The organism is Nonomuraea sp. NPDC004354 (assembly GCF_053602555.1).
The window spans coordinates 50,817-72,657 of sequence record NZ_JBSGDV010000026.1; the positions used below are offsets into that span (position 1 = coordinate 50,817).

20 protein-coding genes are annotated in these 21,841 nt (G+C 71.7%); 5 read left to right on the forward strand and 15 right to left on the reverse strand.

What is annotated here, in order from left to right; genetic code table 11:
• Positions 1-371: 371 nt before the first annotated feature.
• Positions 372-821 (reverse strand): MarR family transcriptional regulator, encoded by a 450-nt coding sequence (locus tag ACWENQ_RS41530; RefSeq protein ID WP_452419230.1) that lies wholly within the window; start codon positions 819-821, stop codon positions 372-374.
• Between the two features lie 81 nt (positions 822-902).
• Between ACWENQ_RS41530 and ACWENQ_RS41535 the strand changes: the two genes are divergently transcribed.
• Positions 903-2,273 (forward strand): nitroreductase/quinone reductase family protein, encoded by a 1,371-nt coding sequence (locus tag ACWENQ_RS41535; protein ID WP_452419232.1) that lies wholly within the window; start codon positions 903-905, stop codon positions 2,271-2,273.
• A 364-nt stretch (positions 2,274-2,637) separates the two neighbouring features.
• Here the strand turns inward: ACWENQ_RS41535 and ACWENQ_RS41540 are convergent, their stop codons facing one another.
• From ACWENQ_RS41540 to ACWENQ_RS41570, 7 genes are all read right to left on the reverse strand, one after another.
• Positions 2,638-3,225, reverse strand: coding sequence for a GTP-binding protein (locus ACWENQ_RS41540; protein WP_354922453.1), 588 nt, complete (start codon positions 3,223-3,225; stop codon positions 2,638-2,640).
• Positions 3,206-3,568 carry a DUF742 domain-containing protein gene (locus ACWENQ_RS41545; RefSeq protein ID WP_449931183.1) on the reverse strand — a complete coding sequence of 121 codons (363 nt, stop codon included), beginning with the start codon at positions 3,566-3,568 and terminating at the stop codon, positions 3,206-3,208. Before ACWENQ_RS41545 ends, ACWENQ_RS41540 begins: the two co-directional genes overlap by 20 nt.
• A gap of 7 nt (positions 3,569-3,575) precedes the next feature.
• Positions 3,576-3,998: a roadblock/LC7 domain-containing protein gene (locus ACWENQ_RS41550; protein ID WP_183648813.1), complete on the reverse strand. Its 423-nt coding sequence runs from the start codon at positions 3,996-3,998 to the stop codon at positions 3,576-3,578.
• Positions 3,995-7,216, reverse strand: a complete 3,222-nt coding sequence (locus tag ACWENQ_RS41555) for a nitrate- and nitrite sensing domain-containing protein (RefSeq protein WP_452419234.1) — start codon at positions 7,214-7,216, stop codon at positions 3,995-3,997. The genes ACWENQ_RS41550 and ACWENQ_RS41555 overlap by 4 nt, the downstream gene beginning before the upstream one ends.
• Before the next feature lie 230 nt (positions 7,217-7,446).
• The gene (locus ACWENQ_RS41560; RefSeq protein WP_452419236.1) at positions 7,447-9,675 is read right to left on the reverse strand and encodes a [protein-PII] uridylyltransferase; all 2,229 of its coding nucleotides are present in this window, start codon (positions 9,673-9,675) and stop codon (positions 7,447-7,449) included.
• Between the two features lie 63 nt (positions 9,676-9,738).
• Positions 9,739-10,077, reverse strand: coding sequence for a P-II family nitrogen regulator (locus ACWENQ_RS41565; protein WP_354922440.1), 339 nt, complete (start codon positions 10,075-10,077; stop codon positions 9,739-9,741).
• Positions 10,074-11,420, reverse strand: coding sequence for an ammonium transporter (locus ACWENQ_RS41570; protein ID WP_449931113.1), 1,347 nt, complete (start codon positions 11,418-11,420; stop codon positions 10,074-10,076). Before ACWENQ_RS41570 ends, ACWENQ_RS41565 begins: the two co-directional genes overlap by 4 nt.
• A 217-nt stretch (positions 11,421-11,637) precedes the next feature.
• Between ACWENQ_RS41570 and ACWENQ_RS41575 the strand changes: the two genes are divergently transcribed.
• A complete protein-coding gene (locus ACWENQ_RS41575) occupies positions 11,638-12,576 on the forward strand; it encodes an ABC transporter substrate-binding protein (RefSeq protein ID WP_449931115.1) in 939 nt (312 codons plus the stop codon).
• 219 nt (positions 12,577-12,795) lie between these two features.
• Here ACWENQ_RS41575 and ACWENQ_RS41580 read toward each other — a convergent pair whose 3' ends face one another.
• The 6 genes from ACWENQ_RS41580 to ACWENQ_RS41605 form a co-directional block, all read right to left on the reverse strand.
• Positions 12,796-13,731: a sigma-70 family RNA polymerase sigma factor gene (locus tag ACWENQ_RS41580; protein ID WP_452419238.1), complete on the reverse strand. Its 936-nt coding sequence runs from the start codon at positions 13,729-13,731 to the stop codon at positions 12,796-12,798.
• A 263-nt stretch (positions 13,732-13,994) separates the two neighbouring features.
• A complete protein-coding gene (gene hutI / locus ACWENQ_RS41585; RefSeq protein ID WP_354922488.1) occupies positions 13,995-15,104 on the reverse strand; it encodes an imidazolonepropionase in 1,110 nt (369 codons plus the stop codon).
• A 23-nt stretch (positions 15,105-15,127) separates the two neighbouring features.
• Positions 15,128-16,453, reverse strand: a complete 1,326-nt coding sequence (locus ACWENQ_RS41590) for a formimidoylglutamate deiminase (protein WP_449931117.1) — start codon at positions 16,451-16,453, stop codon at positions 15,128-15,130.
• Positions 16,450-17,640, reverse strand: coding sequence for an allantoate amidohydrolase (locus ACWENQ_RS41595; protein ID WP_452419240.1), 1,191 nt, complete (start codon positions 17,638-17,640; stop codon positions 16,450-16,452). Before ACWENQ_RS41595 ends, ACWENQ_RS41590 begins: the two co-directional genes overlap by 4 nt.
• Positions 17,641-17,728: 88 nt before the next feature.
• Positions 17,729-18,406: an SDR family oxidoreductase gene (locus ACWENQ_RS41600; RefSeq protein WP_452419242.1), complete on the reverse strand. Its 678-nt coding sequence runs from the start codon at positions 18,404-18,406 to the stop codon at positions 17,729-17,731.
• Positions 18,403-18,741 carry a hypothetical protein gene (locus tag ACWENQ_RS41605; protein ID WP_452419243.1) on the reverse strand — a complete coding sequence of 113 codons (339 nt, stop codon included), beginning with the start codon at positions 18,739-18,741 and terminating at the stop codon, positions 18,403-18,405. Before ACWENQ_RS41605 ends, ACWENQ_RS41600 begins: the two co-directional genes overlap by 4 nt.
• Positions 18,742-18,780: 39 nt before the next feature.
• On the opposite strand from ACWENQ_RS41605, the gene ACWENQ_RS41610 reads away from it, so the two are divergent.
• The 3 genes from ACWENQ_RS41610 to ACWENQ_RS41620 are packed head-to-tail and all read left to right on the forward strand — an operon-like array spanning position 18,781 to position 21,010.
• Positions 18,781-19,311 carry a PadR family transcriptional regulator gene (locus ACWENQ_RS41610; protein ID WP_452419245.1) on the forward strand — a complete coding sequence of 177 codons (531 nt, stop codon included), beginning with the start codon at positions 18,781-18,783 and terminating at the stop codon, positions 19,309-19,311.
• The gene (locus tag ACWENQ_RS41615; RefSeq protein WP_449931127.1) at positions 19,311-20,264 is read left to right on the forward strand and encodes an ATP-binding cassette domain-containing protein; all 954 of its coding nucleotides are present in this window, start codon (positions 19,311-19,313) and stop codon (positions 20,262-20,264) included. The genes ACWENQ_RS41610 and ACWENQ_RS41615 overlap by 1 nt, the downstream gene beginning before the upstream one ends.
• Positions 20,261-21,010, forward strand: a complete 750-nt coding sequence (locus tag ACWENQ_RS41620; RefSeq protein WP_449931129.1) for an ABC transporter permease — start codon at positions 20,261-20,263, stop codon at positions 21,008-21,010. The genes ACWENQ_RS41615 and ACWENQ_RS41620 overlap by 4 nt, the downstream gene beginning before the upstream one ends.
• Here ACWENQ_RS41620 and ACWENQ_RS41625 read toward each other — a convergent pair.
• A complete protein-coding gene (locus ACWENQ_RS41625; RefSeq protein WP_449931131.1) occupies positions 20,990-21,808 on the reverse strand; it encodes a MurR/RpiR family transcriptional regulator in 819 nt (272 codons plus the stop codon). The two genes, ACWENQ_RS41620 and ACWENQ_RS41625, sit on opposite strands and share 21 nt — an antisense overlap.
• Positions 21,809-21,841: the final 33 nt, after the last annotated feature.

The window sequence follows — 21,841 nt, forward strand, 5'->3', positions numbered from 1 at the left end:
ACCGTACCCGCCAACCACTCCAACACAGGCCCGCACTCGTACCCGCCAACCACTCCAACGCAGGCCGACCCCGCACCCGTACCCGCCAACCACTCCAACACAGGCCCGCACTCGTACCCGCCAACCACTCCAACGCAGGCCGACCCCGCACCCGTACCCGCCAACCACTCCGACGCGGCCCGCACGGGGCCGACGGACTCCCGGGGGGAGATCAGCCCGCATCTTGGACGAGCCTTCGGACCCTCGGGCACGCAACCCTGCGGCGGCACGGAACGTGTGCCGATGAGCCAGGACAGCAAGCACGCTGATCGACGACCGCTCGAGCGGCGAGACCACCGGTGGAGAGATGGGCCGTCCGGTCGTTCGCCCGGTCAGGCCCCGATCTCGCGCTCGTAGGCCAGGAGGGTGTCGATGAACATCCTGCGCTGCTCCGGTGTGAGCGGCTCCAGCGCCTTCCGCCACGCGCCCGCCCCTCGCCCCAGCCACTCCTCGATCGAGGTCTGGTGCGCCGCGGCGATGCTGACGATCGTCCGGCGCCGGTCGGCGTCGTCCTCGCGCCGCTCCAGCACGCCTTTGCGGCTCAGGTCCCCGACCATGAGGCTTACGGTCGCGGGCGCCACCTCCAGCCGGGCCGCCAGGTCGTTCACCGTGGTGGGACCGTCGAACAGCAGGTACGCCAGCAGCGACAGGTGACGCGGCGCCAGCGACAGCGACTGCAGCTCTTCCGGAATCTTGATCCGCTTCACGCGCCCGACCATGCGCGGCATCAGCAGCAGCAGCGTGCGGATCCCTTCATCGACGCTCAGGCCCTCCGTTGACATCGGCCCACTCCTCGAAATACCTTGCCTATGAAATTAGCTTTGCTTGCAAAGCAAATCATCTTGACCATCTAAGGATATCGAATGGCCGAGGACTTCAATCAGCAGGTCATCGAGGAGTTCAGGGCGAACGGGGGCACCGTCGGCGGCATGTTCGAGGGCGCCCCGCTCGTCCTGCTCACGACGGTGGGCGCCAGGAGCGGCGCGGTGAAGACCAACCCGGCCGTCTACCTGCGGGACGGCGAGCGGATCCTGGTGTTCGGCTCCAACGCGGGACAGGACAGGCACCCTGCCTGGTATCACAACCTGCTGGCCAACCCGGACGTCGTGGTGGAGCTGGGGTCGGAGCGGTTCGCCGCGAGAGCGGTGCCGTTGGCGGGCGAGGAGCGGGACCGGATGTACGAGCGGCAGGCCGCCATCGACCCGGCCTTCGCCGCCTACCAGGCGAACACGTCGCGGGTCATCCCGGTCGTCGCCCTCCACCGCCTCGACCGACCGGCGACCCGCGACGACACTGTCCCCCGCGAGTCCCCCGCCCCCGAGATGCCCATGACCAGCGCGAACACGCCCAAGACACAAGTGCCCGAGACAAGGGCCACCGCGACGGAGGTGACCGACACCGGGCCGACCGGGCCGACCGCGACACAGGAGACCGAGACGAGTGTGACGGGGACGAAGGTGGCTCAGACGGGGGTGACCGCCCAGGCGGGGGTGACCGCCCAGGCGGGGGTGACCGCTCAGACGGGGGTGACCGCCCAGGCGGGGGTGACCGCTCAGACGGGGGTGACCGCCCAGGCGGGGGTGACCGCTCAGACGGGGGTGACCGGGACACAGGTGACCGAGACAGGGGTGACCGGGGCAGGGGCGACCGGGGCAGGGGCGGCCGAGACAGGGGTGACCGGGGCAGGGGCGACCGGGGCAGGGGCAGCCGCGGAGGGCGGCGCCGGGACAGTGACGCGCGGGACCGGCGCGGCCCGGTCAGACGGAGGCGCGGGACAGGGAAGCCCGGGGGCGGAGTCGGCGGCGCGGGTGCGGGCGTTCGGGGACGAACTGGCGCGGGTGCACGGCTGGCTGCGTGACGAGCTGGCGAAGGTCAGGAAGGGGGCGGCGCAGGGGCAGGGCTTGAGTGCGGAACTGCGCGCCCACTGCCTGACCTTCTGCGACGCGCTGCACTTCCACCACGGTGCCGAGGACAACGTCGCCTTCCCGCATCTGGAGGAGACGCACCCCGAGCTCGCCGATGCGCTCGCTCGGCTGCGGCGGGAGCACACCGTCGTGGCCCGGCTGATCAGGAGGCTGCGCGAGCTGCTCGACGAGGGCGGGGACGCGGCCGGCGAGGTCGAGAGGCTGGCGGCCGAGCTGGAAGCGCACTTCGACTACGAGGAGGAACAGCTGGTCCCCGTGCTCAACGCGATGACGTCAGTCCCGTGGGGAGCGCCTGGAGGTGCCGCGTAACGGCGGCCGGCCACGCACGCCGGCCGGCCGTCTCCCTGGACGGACGCCAGCCCCGTGCCCGGGGTGGGCTCGAGCGGGCTTGCCGTAGAGGGAGCAGGGGAGAACGCGGAAGGCCGCCGAGAGGAACGGCGGCCTGCCGCGAGACCAGCACAAACACCAACCGAACCAACCCAGGCCGCCGAGAGGAACGGCGGCCTGCCGCGAGACCGGCACAAACACCAACCGAACCAACCCAGGCCGCCGAGAGGAACGGCGGCCTGCCGCGAGACCAGCACAAACACCAACCCAACGAACCCGGGCCACCGAGAGGAACGGCGGCCTGCCGCGAGTCCGGGACAAACACCAACCCCGGAGCCGGAGGAGGTCAGGCCGGGGCGCCGTAGGTGGCGCGGACGCGGACGACGTGTTCCACCAGGGAGATCAGCGTCGCCTTGACCGACTCGCGGTTGCGGGCGTCGGTCCGCACGATCGGGATGTGCGGGGCGAGCGCCAGCGCCTCCCGCACCTCGTCCTCCGAGTGCAGGAACTGCCCGTCCCATCCGTTGATGCCCACGACGAAGGGCAGCTTGGCCTCTTCGAAGTAGTCGATCGCGGGGAAGGAGTCGGCGAGCCTGCGGGTGTCGAGCAGGACGACGGCGCCGATGGCGCCGCGGACCAGGTCGTCCCACATGAACCAGAACCGGTGCTGGCCGGGCGTGCCGAACAGGTACAGGATGAGGTCCCTGTCGAGCGAGAGCCTGCCGAAGTCCATGGCCACGGTGGTGGTCTGCTTGTTCGGGGTCAGGCCGAGGTCGTCGATGCCGGCTGAGGCATCGGTCATGACCGCTTCCGTCGTCAGCGGGAGAATTTCGGACACCGCACCCACGAACGTCGTCTTGCCGACGCCGAACCCGCCCGCGACGACGATCTTCGTCGAGGTGAGTCCGCCGCTGCTAGAGCCTGCGAAGTCCACTGAGCACCCTTTCGAGCATGTTCATGTCTGGCTGTCCCTGGTCGAGACGCGGCTGGTGCAGGCGCACGAGGCCTTCGTCCGCCATGTCGGCGACGACGACCCTGGCCACGCCGAGCGGGACCCGCAGCAACGCGGAGATCTCGGCGACGGACCGGAACGACCTGCACAGCGTCATGATGGCCTCCTGCTCGGGGGTGAGCAGCGCCATCTCGTCATCCGGGATCGACATCGAGGAGATCAGCGTCTCCATCGCCAAGTGGTAGCGGGGTTCCGACCTGCCGCCGGTGACTGCGTACGGACGGAACAGAGGCTCTTCGTCCCCTGCCCCATCGCTCCCGTACACCATCACATCACCGGGTCCTGGCAGCCTGGAGTTCCGCACGGAGAGCCGGGGTCAGCGCCTGACCGGCGCGGTCCACCAGCAGGGTCATCTGGTAGGCCACCAGACCCATGTCGCAGTCGGGCGAGGCCAGGACGGTCAGGACCGAACCGTCGCTGATGGCCATCACCAGGAGCAGGCCACGCTGCATCTCCACGACCGTCTGGGTCACGGGGCCGCCCTCGAAGACGCGCGATGCGCCGACGGTGAGGCTGAGCAGGCCCGCGGACACGGCCGCCAACTGGTCGGCCCGGTCCGGCGGGAAGCCCTCGGAGCTGGCCAGGCACAGGCCGTCGGCCGACACGACGACGGCGTGGGCCACTCCGGGGGTGTTCCTGACGAAGTCAGTGATCAGCCAGTCGAACCTATGGGCCTCGTGGCTCAAGGTCGTCACGCCAAGTCCTCCTTATCCAACCCGTTCGGGGCGGACTCATCGTTCACTTCCGCGCGTCCCCGGCGGATGCCCTGCTGGAAGCTGGACATCCGGTTTCTGATCCGGTCCGCCGAGACCGGCGGCATCGGGGTCATCTGCTGGGGCGCCTGACCCGCCGTGCCGGGGACCAGGTTCGCCTTCGGGGTGCGCTTGGGGAGACCGGCGGCGGTGATGCCGCCGAGGCTCGGGTCACTGGCCGCGGCCGCCGCCCGCCACCCCGCGTCGGCGGGGGTCCGCCACTGGTCACCATCAGAGGGTACGGCCTGGGCGGGCCGCTGCGCCTCCGGCAGGTGGTACTTGGGCTCCCGCCCGGGCGCCGCCGCAGACCCTGCCGCAGCCCCCGCCGGAGTTCCGGCCGAAGACGCCGCCGGGTTCCCGGTGGCGGGGCTGGTGGAGGGGGCGCTGGTGGGGCCGCTGGAGGGGCCGGTGGCGGGACCCGCGGAGGCGGACGGTCGCGCGGCCTCCTCTGGCCGCCTGAACCACGCCGACTCCACCGCGGCGAAGATCGGCAGGAACTCCTCCTGCTCGGGCTCCAGGGGCGAGCTGCCGACCGCGGGCATGGCGGCGGTGTGCTCCTCCCACCCGTACGGCTCGGCCGGCGGGTAGGACGGCGACGCGGTCGCGGGCGGCGACGTGAAGGCGCCGGTGTTGCCGCTGTCGGCGCGGGGGCCGCGGCGCGGCAGCCCGCTGTCGACGCTCGGGAAGGACGGTGACCGCCCGTTCTTCTCCGTGCCGGGGAGCGACGGGTACTGACCGTTCTGCTCCCTGCTCGGGAAGGACGGTGACCGCCCGTTCTTCTCCGTGCCGGGGAGCGACGGGTACTGACCGTTCTGCTCCCTGCTCGGGAACGACGGGTGCCCGTTCTGCTCGGCGCCCGGGAGCGACGGGTACTGACCGTTCTGCTCCCTGCTCGGGAACGACGGGTGCCCGTTCTGCTCGGCGCCGGGGAAGGACGGGTGCTGGCCGGCCTGGTCGAGGCTGGGGAAGGACGGGTGCGAGTGGCCCGGGTGCGGCGCGGTCTGGTCGAGGTTCGGCATCGCGCTCAGGTCGATGCTCGGGAACGACGGGTTGCGCTCGCCCTGGGGCTGCTGGCGGAAGAAGCCGCTGTCGCCGCCCGTGTCGGCGGTGAAGGTGCCGAAGGCCTGCCGGGTGCCCTGTCCGTTCGCGGTGGAGTCGTAGGACTCGAACGCGGTGAAGGCGCCGTTCTGCGCGGGCGCGCCGAAGGCGGGCGCGGAGGACGCGCTGCCGCCGAAGGCGGGCCGCGGGGGCGGCGGCGGCTGGTTGCCGTCGGCCAGCAGGGGCGGCGGCAGCAGGACCATCGCGAGGAGCCCGGTGCCCTCGCCCTTGCGCAGCTGCACGCGGATGCCGTGGCGCAGCGCGAGGCGGCCGACCACGAACAGGCCCATGCGGCGCGAGACCGACACGTCCACGACGGGCGGCTCGGCCAGGCGGCGGTTGGCCTCGGCGAGCTCCTCCTCGGTCATGGAGATGCCCTGGTCGCTCACCGACAGCAGCGCTCCGCCACCTTCGATGATGCTGCTGGAGACGTGGACCTGGCTGTTCTTGGGCGAGAACTGGATGGCGTTCTCGACCAGCTCGGCCACCAGGTGGACCAGGTCGTTGGCGGCGCTGCCGACGACCGCGGTCGCGCGGTGCACCTTGACCTGGACGCGCTCGTAGTCCTCGACCTCCGACAGGGCGGCGCGGACGACGTCGACGAGCTTGGCGGGCTGGCTGCGCCTGCGGGTGGGCTCGTGGCCGGCGAGGACCAGGAGGTTCTCCGAGTTGCGGCGCATGCGCGTGGCCAGGTGGTCGAGGCGGAACAGGTCGGCGAGGCGGCCGCCGTCCTGCTCGCCCTTCTCCAGGCCGTCGATCAGCGAGATCTGCCGTTCCACCAGCGTCTGCGTGCGCCGGGAGAGGTTGACGAACATCGAGCTGATGTTGCTGCGCAGCTCGGACTCCTCGGCGGCCAGCCGTACGGCCTGGCGGTGGACCTCGTCGAAGGCCTGCGCCACTTCACCGATCTCGTCCTTGCCTTCGACGTCGATGGGCGCGACCTCCGGCGCGGTGGCGTTGCCCGAGACGCGCAGGTTGCGCACCACGTCGGGCAGCCGGGAGCCGGCGATCTCGAGCGCCTCGCTGCGCAGGCGGCGCAGCGGGGTGACCATCGAGCGGGCGATGAGGACGGTGAAGAGCAGCACCAGGAGCAGCAGAAGCAGGATGGCGCCACCGATGACGAGGGCGGTGCGCAGTTCGGCGCTCCGCAGCTCCTCGGCCCTGTTGGTCACGGCCTGGGCGAGACCCAGGTTCTTGGGGTCGGTGTTCGACTCGACCTTCTGCATGACCGTGATGGCCTTGGCGTTGTCCTCGAACCACTGGGTGGGGTCGACGAGCAGCGCCCTGGCCTGGAAGGCCGGGCCGTCGTTGGTCAGCCGGATGGCGCGGGCCTTGGACAGCTCGGCCCTGACCACGTCGCTGTCGTTCTTGAGTCCGGTGGCGAGGGCCGTGGCCCTGGTGGCGCCGGCGTCGGCGGCGAAGCTGTTGACCAGCTGCCACTGCTCGGCGCCCGCGGCGATGAAGTCGGTCACCCGCTGCGCGTCGACCTTGGAGGTGCCGTAGTAGGACTCCAGCAGCATGATCCGCTGCCTGGAGACGGCCTCCTTGGCCTTCATCAGCACGGTCAGCGCGCGGAAGTCACCGAGGATCTGCGGGTCGTTGTTGAGGAGGCTCAGCTCCTCGTGCACGCGGACGAGCTGCTCGACGAGGTAGCGGTAGGCGCCGGAGTCGGGCCTGGCGCGCTGCTGCGACCGGATGGCCGGCAGCGACTTCAGCTGGGAGGCGGCGACCTTGGCGGCCTGCTGGACGCGGGGGCCGTAGGCGGCGTCCATGGCGGCGAGGTCGGCCAGGACGGCCTTGACCTGCTTGTCGACGGCGTCCTTGCTGTCCTCGTAGGGCTCTTTGAGCTGCCTGCGCTGCTTGGTCGCGTAGAACCAGCCGCCAGTGTCACGCTCCATTCCGAGCGCCTGGACCAGATCGCGGATGTGGGTCGCCTGCCCGGCGATGACCACGGTGCGGTCGTAGACGCCGATGCTGTCGACGGAGGAGACGACCCTCGCTCCGCCGAGGACCACACCCGCGATGGTGGGTACCAGGATGAGCGCGGTGAGACGAGATCTCACGCGCCAGTTACGCAGTCCCATTCGTGGCATCGACCGCTTCCCGCGGTCCCGCCTGGCGGTACTTCCGCCGTCGGATGTCACCGTCGTCACAGCCGTCGTTACCCCTCAACCCTGTCCGCAACAGGAATCATAAAGACCGTAATTCGCCCCACAACGTATCCGCCACAACTCGCGTACCAGGCAAAACGGACACAATCGTTACAAAGGTGACCGCAGACCGTTGCCGTTGGTTACCGGAGCGCGGCGAGCACGTGATCGCGGACTTGGGTCCGCTGCGCGTCGTCGCTGAGGGGGCGCCCGGCGCGGTCCACTACGTAGAAGACGTCAACCGCCTCCGCGCCGAGAGTCTCCACGCGAGCGGCTTTCACGTCAAGCCCGCACTCACCGAAAGCTCTGCCGATGCGCCACAGAAGGCCCGGGCGGTCGTGGGCGCGGACCTCCACCACGGTGGCCGTGGCGGAGGCGTCCTCGATCAGGGTGACGCGGGGTGGGGCGACCGGCACCCTGGCGGGTCGCACCGACCGGGCGCGGCGAGCCAGCCGCTGCTCGATGTCCAGGCGTCCGGCCAGGACCAGGCGCAGGTCGGCCTCGAGGGTCGCCGGGTCGGGGGGCGTGCCGTACTCGGGCACGACGGAGAACTCGATCACGGCCGTGGCGCTCGCGGAGGCGGCCGAGGCGGAGCGGACGATCATCCGGTGGGCGGCCAGAACGCCGGCCGCGCGCCACAGCAGGCCGGGACGGTCGGGGGCGACGACTGTGACGTTTGTCCCATTCACTCGGATCGCGCCGCCGCCGTGCCTGGCGAGGGCGGCCTGGGCGGGCGAGAGGGTGGGCACGGGAGGCAGCGGCGAGCCCGACAGCGCGCTGCGCACCCTGCGGACGAGGTCGTCGACGAGCGCGGCCTTCCACGAGTTCCACGCGGCGGGCCCCGTCGCGTGGCCGTCGGCGACGGCGAGCGCGGCCAGCAGGTCGAGCACCTCGCGCGAGCCGACCGCGCCGGCGACCTTCTCGATCGTCACGGGGTCGTCGAGGTCGCGCCTGGTCGCGGTCTCCGGCAGCAGCAGGTGGTGGCGGACGACGCTGGCGAGGATCTCGACGTCCTGCGGCGGCAGCCCGACGCGGGCGCCGATGTCGCGCACGACCACCTCGCCGGTGGCCGAGTGGTCGCCCGGCCAGCCCTTGCCGACGTCGTGCAGGAGAGCGGCGATCAGCAGCAGGTCGGGGCGGGCGACCTCGCGGGTGTGGGCGGCGGCGTTGGCCGCGGCCTCGATGAGGTGCCGGTCGACGGTGAAGCGGTGGATGGGGTTGCGCTGCGGGCGGTGCCGTACGCGCTCCCAGTCGGGCAGCAGCTTCACCAGGATCCCGGCCTGGTCGAGCTCCTCCCACACCGGTACGGCGGCGCGCCCGGCGCCGAGCAGGGCCACCAGCGCGTCGCGCGCCTCGTCGGGCCACGGCACCGGCATGGGCGCCGACTGGGCGGCCAGCACGGAGACGGTGGCGGGGGCCAGCGGCAGCCCCGACTCGGCGGCAGCGGCGGCGGCGCGCAGCACGAGCACCGGGTCGGTGCGGGGCGTGGCGCCGCGGGCCAGCACGACCTCGCCGGCGTGCTCGACCACGCCGTCGGCCAGCGGCCTGCGGCCGCGGGGGATCGGGCCGGACAGCAGCCGGTCGACGGTACGCCAGGTGGCGTCGAAGGCGTGCGAGACGGTCCTGCCCGCCTCGGCGAGCCTGCGCATCAACGCCTCGGCGTCGAGCAGGCCGAGCGTTCCCGCCACCGCGTCCTGCTCCTGCAGCACCAGCCGGTCGGCGCCGCGGGCGGTGACGACGTGGAGCGCGTGCCTGACGTCGAGAACCAGCTCGTAGGCCTCGCGGACGCGCGGGCCGGGGGCGGAGGCCACCCAGGCGGCGGCGACCGCCTGCATGGCCTGGACGTCGCGCAGCCCGCCGCGGCCGTCCTTGAGGTCGGGCTCGAGGCGGAAGGCCAGCTCGCCGCTGCTCCGGGCGCGCCTGTCGGCCGCCTCGCGCAGCTCGGCGAGCCGGCGGCGGGAGTCGGCACGCCAGTCGGCGAGCACGGTCTCCCGCGCCTTCCTGGTCAGCTCGGGGTCGCCTGCCACGTGCCTGGCCTGGATGAGGCCGAGCACGACCTTCAGGTCCTCGCGGGCGACCTTCACGGCCTCCTCGACCGTGCGGACGGAGTGGTCGAGGCCGACGCCGGAGTCCCAGATCGGGTACCAGATCCGGTCGGCGATCCTGGCGACGTCCTCGCCGCCGTCGTGCAGCATGACCAGGTCGAGGTCGCTGCCGGGGGCCAGCTCTCCCCTGCCGAGGGAGCCGACGGCGACGAGCGCGACGCCCTCGCCGCCGGGATGGGCCGTGCGCAGGAGGTCCTTCAGCCAGCGGTCGGTGTCCGCGGCCCGCTCCTTGCGGGTCGCGGCGAACGAGCGGGCGTCTGCTCTCACCGTGTCCTCCGGCCGGGCTCCTCGCCGCGCCTCGGCTCCGTCATGGTCACCGCGCTTCCGTGGTCACAGGGCTTCGGGACCGCGCTCTCCGGTGCGCACCCGGATCACGGTGTCGACGGGTACGGACCACACCTTGCCGTCGCCGATCTTGCCGGTCTGGGCCGCCTTGACGATGACGTCGATGACGTCGTCGGCGTCGTCCTCCTCGGCCAGCACCTCCAGGCGGACCTTGGGGACCAGGTCGACCTGGTACTCGGCGCCGCGGTACACCTCGGTGTGCCCGCGCTGGCGGCCGTAGCCGCTGGCCTCGCTGACCGTCATGCCCTTGATGCCGAACTGCTCGAGGGCGGCCTTCACGTCGTCGAGCTTGAAGGGCTTGATGACCGCGGTGATGAGCCTCATGCGTCCACCTTCTTCGAGGTCGTCGTGGCGAGCGCCGTCGACGGGCTCACGCCTGAGGCGTACACGGTGCCCAGGTCGTAGCCGGTCTCGGCGTGCATGGTGATGTCGACGCCGGCGAGCTCCTGGTCGGCGTCGACCCTGAAGCCCATTGTCCTGTCGATCACCTTGGCGGCGACCCACGACACCACGAAGGAGTAGCCGCCGACCGCGACGGGACCGAGGATCTGCAGGCCGAGCTGGCTGATCGGGCCGCCGTAGAGCAGGCCCTCGTTCTGCTGCTCGAGGAAGGGGTAGGCGGCGAAGAAGCCCAGGGAGACCGCGCCGACGACGCCGCCGACCAGGTGCACGCCGACCACGTCGAGCGAGTCGTCGAAGCCCAGGCGGTACTTCAGGCCGACCGCGTAGGCGCAGGCCACGCCCGCCAGCAGGCCGATGACGAGGGCCGCCCACGGGTCGACGAAGCCGCACGCGGGCGTGATGGCGACCAGACCGGCGACGGCGCCCGAGGCGACGCCGAGCGTGGTGGCGTGGCCGTCGCGCAGCTTCTCGACGACGAGCCAGGCGCCGGCCGCGACGGCGGTGGCGATCTGCGTGTTCATGAAGGCCAGACCCGCGGTCTGGTCGGGGGCGAGCTCGGAGCCGGCGTTGAAGCCGAACCAGCCGAACCACAGCAGGCCGGTGCCGAGCAGGACCAGCGTCAGGTTGTGCGGGCGCATCGGCTCCTTGCGCCAGCCCTGGCGCCTGCCGAGCACGAGCGCGAGCGCGAGGGCCGCGGCTCCGGCGTTGATGTGGACCACGGTGCCGCCCGCGAAGTCCTCGATGCCGAGCTGCCCGAGCCAGCCGCCGCCCCACACCCAGTGGGCCACGGGGAAGTACACGACCGTCGCCCACACCAGGGAGAACAGCACCCAGGCGCCGAACTTGGCGCGGTCGGCGATGGCGCCGCTGATCAGAGCGACCGTAATGATCGCGAACGTGAGCTGGAAGGCGGAGAAGACCATCATCGGGAAGTTGTCGGCCGCCGCCGCCTCGGCCGTCACCTGACCGCCCTGGACGATCAGACCCTCGTACACCGCGTTGAAGACGCCGGCCAGGCCGAGATTGTCCAGGCCGCCGACGACGAAGTTCAGCGTGTCGCTGCCCGAGGCGTCGAACGCCAGCGAGTAGCCGTAAAGGACCCAGGCGATCGTCACCACGATGATGCTGACGAACGACATCATCATCATGTTGAGGACGCTCTTGGCCCTGGTCATGCCCCCATAGAAGAACGCGAGGCCCGGAGTCATCAGCAGCACCAGGGCGGTGCATACCAGCATCCAGGCGGTAGTGCCGCTATCGATCATCGACGCGACCCTCCTTCACTTTCGGCCTGTACGTGTCGCAGTGGATGCCCCCAGCAGCGCACTGACGTGTCGCCTCAGCGTCTTCTTCCGCCGTTTCGTGGTTTGACGCCGCATGTTTCGCATGCGTGAAACTCCGCACCCCGGTGTTTCGCGGGTGTTTCGGACAGACCGGTACTACACTTAGGGTTGCCTAACCTAAGCGATCAAGGAAACTGTGATGACGTTCCGTCTGGCCGGGCTCACGGCCGCCCTGCTGTCCGCCCTCGCGCTCACCGCGTGCGGCACCTCCACCCCCGAAGGGACGGCCACGGGGCCCACCCGGGCGATCAAGCACGCGATGGGGGAGACGAAGGTCCCCCAGACGCCCAAGCGGGTCGTCGTCCTCGACACCGACAAGCTGGACACCATGGTGTCGCTCGGCCTGACGCCCGTCGGCGCCGCGCAGGCGGCCGAGAACCAGAAGTGGCCCGCCTACCTGGGCTCCGCGCTGTCGGCCACCACGTCGGTCGGCACCCTCCAGCAGCCCAACCTGGAGGCGATCACCGCGCTGAAGCCCGACCTCATCCTCGGCACCAAGTTCCGCCAGGCCGCCTTCTACGACAAGCTCAGCAGGATCGCGCCCACCGTCTTCACCGAGAAGGTCGGCGTCACCTGGAAGGAGAACTTCCTCCTCGACGCCGACGCGCTCGGCAGGAAGGCCGAGGCCGAGAAGCTGCTGTCGGCCTACGAGGGTCGCGCCGAGCAGGTCGGCGCGAAGTTCGCGAAGCTGAAGGTGAGCATCGTGCGATTCATGCCGACCGAGATCAGGATGTACGGCCCCGAGTCCTTCAGCGGCATCGTGCTCGGCGACGCGGGCGTCCAGCGCCCGGAGGCGCAGCTGCTCGCCGACCAGGACGACAAGCGCTTCGGCAAGCTGAGCCAGGAGAACATCGCGAAGGCCGACGGCGACGCCCTGTTCTACAGCGCGTACGGCGACGCCGCCGCCAAGAGCCAGGCAGAGGTCACGGGCGGCCCGCTGTGGAAGAACCTCGGCGCGGTGACCTCCGGCCACGCCCACGACGTGGACGACGAGGTGTGGATGCTCGGCATCGGCGTCACGGCGGCCGGCAAGATCCTCGACGACCTGGACACCTACCTGACCCCGCTGGCCCGATAGCCACGGGCGGGCCCTCAGGGCCGCCGTGGCGGCGTACGCCGGCGGCCGCAACCGCCTCTGTGGCCCGCGCGCCGCAACCGTCATGGAGCGGCGGGGTGGCCGGGGCGGCCCGCGCGAGCGGGCCCCGGCCGCGCCCACCGGCCGGATCCCGCGGGGCGCGGCCACGCGCGGCGAAGGGGCCGGCGAAGCGCCCGGAGAATCGGCCGGAGAAGGGCTCGGTCAGGCGGCGGCCGAGGCCATCTTGCGGAGCCTGGCCAGGGCGTCGCGCTCGATGCGGCGGGCGCGGTCGCGGCCGATGCCGTAGCGCTCCCCCACCTCCGTCAGCGTGTGCTCGCGCCCGTCGAGCAGGCCGTAGCGCCAGCGCAGCATCTCGCTGGTCGGGCCCTCCAGCCCGGTCAGCCACTCGTCGAGACGCTCGCGCTCCAGGATGTCGATCGCCTGCTGCTCGGGATCGGCCCACGTCTCGTCGGCGATCATGTCGCCCAGTTCGGTCTCGTCCTCGTCACCCACGCCGAGCTGGAGCGAGACCGGGTCGGAGGCCCAGCGGCGCAGCTCGCGCACCCGCTCGATCGGCAGGTCGAGCACCCGGGCGAGGTCGTCGTCGGTCGGCTCGGCGTCGAACTCGGCCAGCATGTCGCGCCGGACCCGCATGAGCCTGGTCATCTGCTCGCCCGCGTGAGTGGGCAGCCGCACCGGCCTGGCCTGCTCGTGGATGGCGCGCCCCACCGACTGCCTGATCCACCAGGTGGCGTAGGTCGAGAACTTGTACCCCCGCCGGTAGTCGAACTTCTCCACCGCCCGTACCAGGCCCAGGTTGCCCTCCTGGACCAGGTCGATCAGCGGCATGCCCCGCCCCGAGTACTTCCGTCCGACAGCCACCACCAGGCGCAGGTTGGCCTGGATGAACTCGTCCTTGGCGCGCCGTCCCGAAACCGCCAGGCGCTCGAGCTCCTCGTCGGCCGCGTCCCCGATACGCGGCTCGGAGCCCCCGCTGTCGAGCAGCTGCTCGGCGAACAGCCCCGCCTCGATCCGCTTGGCGAGCTCGACCTCCTCCTCCGCGGTGAGCAGCGGAACCCTGCCGATCTCGGCCAGATAGGTCCCGAGCAGGTCGCGATCGGCGACCTCCTGCGTGCGATTCCCCGTAGGCCTTGCCATCCCCAGGCACCTCGTTCCCGCAGCTGCGTTCTATATCCCGGCAACGTCCGGCCCGAAGCAAAGATTCCCAAAAGAACTACGACCACAGGACGGTTCTGCACCTCCTTCTCAGGGATGAGAAATTCTTTTCCTGGCGCGCGAAACAAGGCGGGGGCGGCGCCGATACGCCGCCCCCGCCGCAGCTCGCCGCGCGTCGCGGCTACGACCAGAGGATGACCCGCGGGACTCAATGCCCGCGGGATTCCGAGAAATGCCCGCCGGATTCAGGCGACCCGCTCGCCCGCCCGCCACACCTGCCGCACGAGCGGCACCCCTGGCCGGTAGGCCAGGTGCACGAACGACGGCGCGTCCAGCACGACGAGGTCGGCCCGCGCGCCCACGCGCAGCTGCCCGACGTCGTCACGGCGCAGCGCCCTGGCCCCGCCGTAGGTCGCGGCCCTGACCGCCTCCATGGGCGTCATCCGCATCTCCCGTACGGCCAGCGCCACGCAGAACGGCATCGACGAGGTGAACGACGACCCGGGGTTGCAGTCGGTGGCGATCGCCACGGTGACGCCGGCGTCGATGAGCCGCCGCGCGTCGGGATAGGGCGAGCGGGTGGAGAACTCCGCTCCCGGCAGCAGCGTGGCCACCGTGTCGGAGGAGGCCAGCGCGTCGACGTCGGCGTCGCTCAGGTGCGTGCAGTGGTCGGCGGAGGCCGCGTCCAGCTCGACCGCGATGCGCACGCCGGGACCCTCGGTGAGCTGGTTGGCGTGCACCCGCGGCAGCAGGCCCGCCTTGATGCCCGCCTGGAGGATCTCGCGCGTCTGGTCGCCGTCGAAGGCCCCCCGCTCGCAGAAGACGTCCACCCACTTGGCGTATGGCGCGCACGCCCGCAGCATCTCGCCCGTGACGGTCCTGACGTAGTCGTCGGCGTCGGTCCCGGCGGGCACCACGTGCGCGCCGAGGAAGGTGGTCTCGTCGGTGAGCGAGGTGGCGATCTCCAGCGAGCGCCGCTCGTCCTCCACGGTCAGCCCGTAACCGCTCTTGATCTCCACGGTGGTCGTGCCCTGCGCGGTCATCTCGGCGACCAGCGCCGCCGCGCGCGTGGCCAGCTCGGCCTCGCCCGCCGCCCTGGTGGCGGTCACCGTGGTGCGGATGCCGCCCGCGGTGTAGCTCTGGCCCGACATGCGGGCGTTGAACTCGAAGGTGCGGTCTCCGGCGAAGACCAGGTGCGCGTGGCTGTCGACGAAGCCGGGGATGACGCACCTCCTGCCGGCGTCGTGACGCTCGTCGCACGCGGGCGCCTGGCTGGAGGGACCGACCCACGCGATCCGCTCGCCCTCGATCACCAGCGCGGCGTCCAGGTGCTCGACGTGGCCGTCGAACAGCATCCCGATCCCGTCGATGAGGGTACTCACCTGATCGCTCCCATCGCCTCGTTCAGCATCCGCCCGACGTCTCCCAGCTCGTGCCGGCCGTCGGTGACGATCCTGCGACCGCCCGACACCACACTGTGCACGTCCGCGGCCGTCGCCGCGAACACGATCGTCTCCAGGGCGCTCTCGCGTGTCGCGCCCGCCGTACGGACCGAGTCGAGGCGGACCGAGACCAGGTCGGCCCACGCGCCGGGAACCAGCCCTCCGGCGTCGGGGAAGCCCAGCGACGCGTGGCCGGCGACGGTGGCGGCGGCCATCAGCTCGGCGGCGGTCCAGTGGCCGCGCTTCTCGCTGGCCAGGCGCTCGTTCAGCTCGACCGCCCTGGCCTCCTCGAACAGGTCGACGACGGCGTGGCTGTCGGATCCGAGCGTGATCGGCGAGCCCCTGTCGAACAGCGCCCTGGCCGGGCCGATGCCGTCGGCGAGGTCGCGTTCGGTGGTCGGGCACATGCAGATGTGGGTGCGGGAGTGGCCGAGCAGTTCGAGGTCGACCTCGGCCAGGTGGGTGGCGTGGACGGCGGTGGACCGCGGGCCGAGCGCGCCGTGCTCGTGCAGCACCTGGACCGGGGTGGCGGCGTAGCGCTCGACGCAGGCGGCGTTCTCGGCCCGCTGCTCGGAGACATGCGCGTGCAGCGGGGCGGCGTGCTTGCGGGAGAACTCGGCGACCGTCGGCATCTGCTCGGGCGGCACGGCCCTGACGGAATGGATGGCCGCGCCGATCTCCACGTCGTGCCGGCCCTCGTAGGCGGCGGCCAGCTCCTGCGCCCTGACCGCCCACGCCTCGCTGGTGCCGTCGCCGAAGCGCAGCTGCGGGCCGGTCAGCGCGGTGCCGACCCCGCCGGTCAGGTAGCAGGTGTCGAGCAGCGCGATGCGCAGACCGGCCTCGCGCGCGGCCTGGATGAGCGCGTGCCCCATCTCGTTCGGATCGTCGTACGGCACGCCGTCCGGCCCGTGGTGCAGGTAGTGGAACTCGCCCACGCAGGTGACGCCCGCCAGGGCCATCTCGGCGTAGGCGGCCCTGGCCAGCCTGAGGTAGGAGTCGGGGTCGAGCGCGCCCGCCACCTCGTACATCTGCTCGCGCCAGGTCCAGAAGTCGCCCTTGCCCGTCTGGGTGGCGCCGCGCAGCGCCCGGTGGAAGGCGTGGGAGTGCGCGTTGGCCATGCCCGGGAGCGTCAGCCCCGCGAGGGTGATCCCCTGCCGGTCGCCCCTGTCGATCGAGACGATCCGCTGGTCCTCGACCTCGATCACCACGCTGTCGGTGACGCCCTCGGGCAGCAGGGCGAGCTCGCACCAGTAGACGGTCATCGGGCCAGCTCCTCGAGCACGCCGGCGAGGGCGGTGACCCCGTGCGCGCAGTCGCCGGGTTCGGCGTGCTCCCGCGGCGAGTGGGAGACGCCCGTGGGGTTGCGGACGAACAGCATCGCGGCCGGCACGCCCGCCGCCGCCAGGATGCCCGCGTCGTGGCCCGCGCCCGTCGGCAGCACGGGAGCCGGGCCCTGCCCTGCCGTCCTGACTTCGGCGAGCGCCGCACCGACGGCGCGGGCGAGGCGGTCGCGCAGCGGCACCTCGAAGTCGACGACGGGGGTCCAGGACTCCTCGCGCACGTCCCTGCCCTCGGACAGCTCCCGCACCAGCGCCCTGACCGCCCCCTCGGTGGCGCCCCTCGCGTCCAGCCACGCCGAGACCAGGCCGGGGATGGCGTTGGCGTTGTTCGGCGAGACCCGCACCTTGCCGAACGTCGCCACGATCCCGTGCTTCTCTGCCGCGTCGCGCGCCTGGAGCACCGCGCGGGCGTAGTCGAGCATCGGGTCGTGCCTGTCCTCCAGCCGCGTCGTGCCCGCGTGGTTGGCCTCGCCGGAGAAGTCGAAGCGCCACCTGCCGTGCGGCCAGATCGCGCCGGCCACCCCGACGGGCTCGTCCAGGTCGGCCAGGCCGCGTCCCTGCTCCACGTGCAGCTCGACGAACACGCCGATCCTGGCGCGCGTCTCGTCGTCCCTGCCCAGCTCCTCGGGACGGCGTCCGGCCCTGCGCAGCACCTCGTCCATCGAGGCGCCCTCGTCGTCGGTCAGCGACCTGGCCCTGGCCGGGTCGAGCACGCCGGTCAGCAGCCGCGAGCCCATGCACGGCACGCCGAACCTGGCGCCCTCCTCGTCGGTGAAGCAGGCGACACCGATCGGCCTGGCCGGGGTGAAGCCCCTGGCCTTCAGCAGGTCGAGCGCCTGGAAGGCGGACACGACGCCGAGGGGACCGTCGTAGGCGCCGCCCTGCCGTACGGAGTCGAGGTGGCTGCCCGTGACCACGCCGGGTGCGCGGTCGGGGTCGCCCCACCAGGCCCACAGGTTGCCGTTGCGGTCGTCGTGCAGGCCGAGGCCGCGGCGTTCGGCCTCCTGCCGGAACCACTCCCGCAGCTCCATGTCCGCGGGCGACCACGCGTCCCGCACATAGCCGTTGGTCGCGGGATCCCGTCCTATACGCGAGAGTTCATCCAGCATGCCCTCACTCTAGTGAATGAATCCATTCAGCCACACCCGGCACCCCGGACTTCCGCCGGGCAGTGGGCCCGGCGGCGCTCGCCCGGCGTCAGGAGACGGGCCCCTCGCTGGGCCGGAGGGTCAGCTCGGTCAGGTGGGCGTCGGGGCCGGCGTTGATCGCCGCCAGGACGGCCCTGGCCACGGTGTCCGGCTCCAGGTACTTCTCCGGCTCGAAGGCCCCGCCCTCCTGCGCCCGCACGCCACGCTGCATGTCGGTGGCGACGCGGCCGGGGTAGACGGTCGTGACCCGCAGCGCGGGCTCCTCCAGCCGCAGTCCGTCGGCGAGGGCGCGCAGGGCGAACTTGCTGGCCGCGTAGGAGCCCCAACCGGGGTTGGCGCGCAACCCGGCGCCCGAGTTGATCAGGACCACGTGCCCGCCCGCCGCCCGCAGGGCCGGGAGCAGCAGCCTGGTCAGCTCGGCGACGGCGACCACGTTGATCTCCATGGTCCGCCGCCAGACCTCGGCGGGGGTGTCGGCGATCCGGCCCAGCGTGACCACCCCGGCACTGTGCACGAGCACGTCGAGCCGGTCGACGTCCTCGACGTCCGCGGCGGTGACCTCGGCGAGCTCGACCGGCCACGCGCGGGCGTCGGGGAGCTCGGCGGCCAGCGCGTCGAGGGCGGCCCGGTCGCGGCCGCCGAGGATCAGCCGGTGGGTGGGCGCCAGCGCGCGGGCGACGGCCTCGCCCACGCCCCTCGACGCCCCTGTGATCAGTGCGGTTCTCATGGTCGCCAGCCTAAGGGCCGCAGCTCGCCGGTCCCCGGCGTGACCAGCTCGAGGGAGTGCTCGCGTCCCGGATAGCCCGGATCGGTCGGCCGGACGCGCACCCGCGCGAGGTCGGCCTCCTGCAGCACGCAGGTGTACCACTCGCCTTCCCAGTGGAACTCCCAGCGGCCTGCGAGCCGGTCGAGCCCCTCCCGCCTGACCACCTCCTCGGCCGTGTCCGCGTCCGCCGCGGGGCCCAGGGGGTAGCCGAAGACGGTCAGCGGCCGCCAGCCGCCCTCCACCTGCCCGACGTAGCCGAGCAGGGCGCCGTCGTCCTCTCTCACGATCTCTCTCACGGTTGACACCATACTCAAGTTTGTATTCAAATTTGAAGGGTGAATACGACGCGCGTTCTCATCCTCGGCACGCTGCTCGACGAGCCGATGAACGGCTACCAGGTGCGGCGCCGCCTGGAGACGATGGGCGCCGACCAGTGGGCCAACGTCGCCTTCGGCTCGATCTACCACGGCCTCGGCAAGATGGCCGACGAGGGGCTGCTCGACATCGTCGAGAGCGGCAAGGGCGGCAAGACCGTCTACGCGATCACGGAGGCGGGCCGGTTCGAGTTCCACCGGCTGCTCATGCTGCTCTGGTACGAGATCAGGCCGATCATCGACCCCTTCCAGGTGGCCATGACGTTCATGGACCGGCTGGACAGGCCGCTGCTCAAGGACGCGCTACGGGTCAGATCCGACGAGCTCAGCCGGGCGGTCGCGATGATGCAGCGGGCGCTGGGCAGCAAACAGGCCTTCGGCGCCCCCCGGCACGTCGACGAGAACCTGCGGCTGAACATCGGCATGGTCAACGCCCAGCTCGACTGGGTACGTGAAGCCATCCAGAAGGTCGAAGAAGGAGACCTCCCCTGATGATCATCGATGCGCAAGGCTTAAGGAAGACCTTCGTCACCAAGAGCAGGAAGGGCACCCAGACCGTCGAAGCGGTCAAGAGCGTCGACCTCGAGGTGAAGGACGGCGAGATCTACGGCGTGCTCGGGCCGAACGGCGCGGGCAAGACCACCACGATCAGGATGCTGGCCACCCTCATCCTCCCCGACGGGGGAACCGCCAGGATCGCCGGACACGACCTGGTCAAGGAGCCGGGCGCGATCCGGCGCAAGCTCGGCTACGTCAGCCAGGCCGGCGGGGTGGAGGAGCAGAACACCCCCCGCGCGCAGGTCGTGTTCGCCGCCAAGATCTACGGCGTGCCCGACCCGGCGGGGGCGGCCGACGAGATCCTGAGGAAGATGGACCTCGCCGAGATCGCCGACCGGCCCGGCCGTACCCTCTCCGGGGGCCAGAAGCGCCGCGTCGCCATCGCCCTCGGGCTGGTCCACAGCCCTCCGCTGCTGTTCCTCGACGAGCCGACCACCGGCCTCGACCCGCAGAACCGCGCCAACCTCTGGGACCGGATCAGGGAACTGCGCGAGCGGGGCACCAGCGTCCTGCTGAGCACGCACTACCTGGAGGAGGCCGACGCCCTGTGCGACCGCCTCGCGATCGTGGACCACGGCGTCGTGGTGGCCGAGGGCACCCCTGCCGAGCTGAAGCGGTCGGTGTCCGGCGACGTGGTCACCCTCAGGCTCGACGAACTGGACGAGGCCGCCCGGGTGCTGGGCCCGCTGGCCAAGCAGACCCGCGTCGACGAGGACATGCTGCGCGTCTACGTCGACGACGGCGAGCACGCGCTGCCGGCGCTGCTGCGCACGCTGGAGGCCGAGGGCCTCTCCCTGCGCTCGATCGCGCTCGAGCGGGCCACGCTCGACGACGTCTTCCTGGCCAAGACCGGCCGGTCCCTGCGCGACACCGGAGCCGCCGCATGATCCGCGACACGTCCCTGTTCTTCGGCCACGAGGTCAGGAACACCCTGCGCAACCCCGTCTGGCCGCTGTTCGGCATCATCCAGCCGGTGATGTACCTGCTGCTGTTCGCGCCGCTCTACGCGGGCATGGCCTTCCAGGGCGACATGGGCCGGGCGCTGACCTCCTTCGCGCCCGGCATGCTGGTGATCACCGCGCTGTTCGGCTCGATGGGCGTCGCCTACGGCACCATCTACGAGATCCGCAGCGGCGTGCTGGAGCGGATCGCGGTCAGCCCCGCGTGGCGGCCCGCGATCGTGCTCGGCCGGATGCTGCGCGACGTGGTCGCCCTCATGATCCAGTCGCTGGCGGTGATCCTCATCGCGCTGCTGATGGGGCTGCGCATCGGCCCGCTAGGGCTGGTCCTCATGCTGCTGCTGCTCGGCGTCACCGGCCTGTTCGCCTCCGGCGTCGCCTACGGCCTGGCGCTCGGCCTGCGCGACGAGAACGCGATGGGGCAGATCATGCAGTTCTTCGCCCTGCCGCTGATGCTGCTGTCGGGCGCGCTGCTGCCCATGGCGCTCGGCCCCGACTGGCTGGAGAAGATCGCCTGGTTCACGCCCTTCTACCACCCCGTCGAAGCGGGACGCGCGCTGTTCGCCGGCACGCTGACCGACCTGTCGATCCCCCTGGCGTTCGGCATCATGCTCGCCCTCGCCGCGGTGACCGTCACCTGGTCGGTCCGCTCCCTACGCAGACTCGCCGGCTGACAGGAACGTGCCCGTCTCCTCCGTCATCCGCTCGTACTCCTCGAGCCTGGCCTGCGTCCGCAGCGGCGCGGCGTCGGCCATCGCCTCCACCAGCGCCATGGCCAGGGCGAGCGGGGCCGCGTGGGAGTCGAACACCAGGCGCTCCCCGACCGGCGCGTCCAGCACGACGTCGGCGGGGAAGCCCGGCCGGTCGGTGATCACCGCCGTCCTGAGCCCGAGCTTGGTCGCGTACTCCAGCGCGTGCACGGTTTCGGCCGGATACCGCGGCAGGACCACCGCGAACACCCATTCGGCGCCCGCCCTGCGGGCCGCGTGCAGCCCGTCGACCAGCTCGGAGCCGCCGTGGACGAGCAGGCGGACGTCGGGGTGGACGCGCCTGGCGAAGTAGGCGAACGTGGTCGCGAGCCCGGAGGAGACGCGCAGCCCGAGCACCGGCAGCGGTTCGGCGGCGGCCAGCGACTCGCCCAGCTCCTTGAGCGGCAGGCCGTTCAGGCGGTCGCGGATCAGCGTGAGGTTGCGGATCTCGTCGTCGATCGCGCCCCTGAGCAGGCTGCCGCCCTCGGGCCTGCCGCCGAGCACGAGAGGCCGCAGGGCCTGCCGCAGCTCGGGGTAGCCGCCGAAGCCCAGCACCATCGCGAACCTGGTCACCGAGGGCTGGCTCACGCCCGCCCGCTCGGCCAGCTCCACGCTGGACAGGAAGATCGCCTCGTCCAGGTGGTCGGACAGGTAGTGCGCGATCCGCCGCTGCACGGGCGACAGGCGCCTGCCGTCCAGCAGCCCCTCAAGTCCGTCCCTCACGCCACCTCCAACACACCGACCTGCCCAACCCCT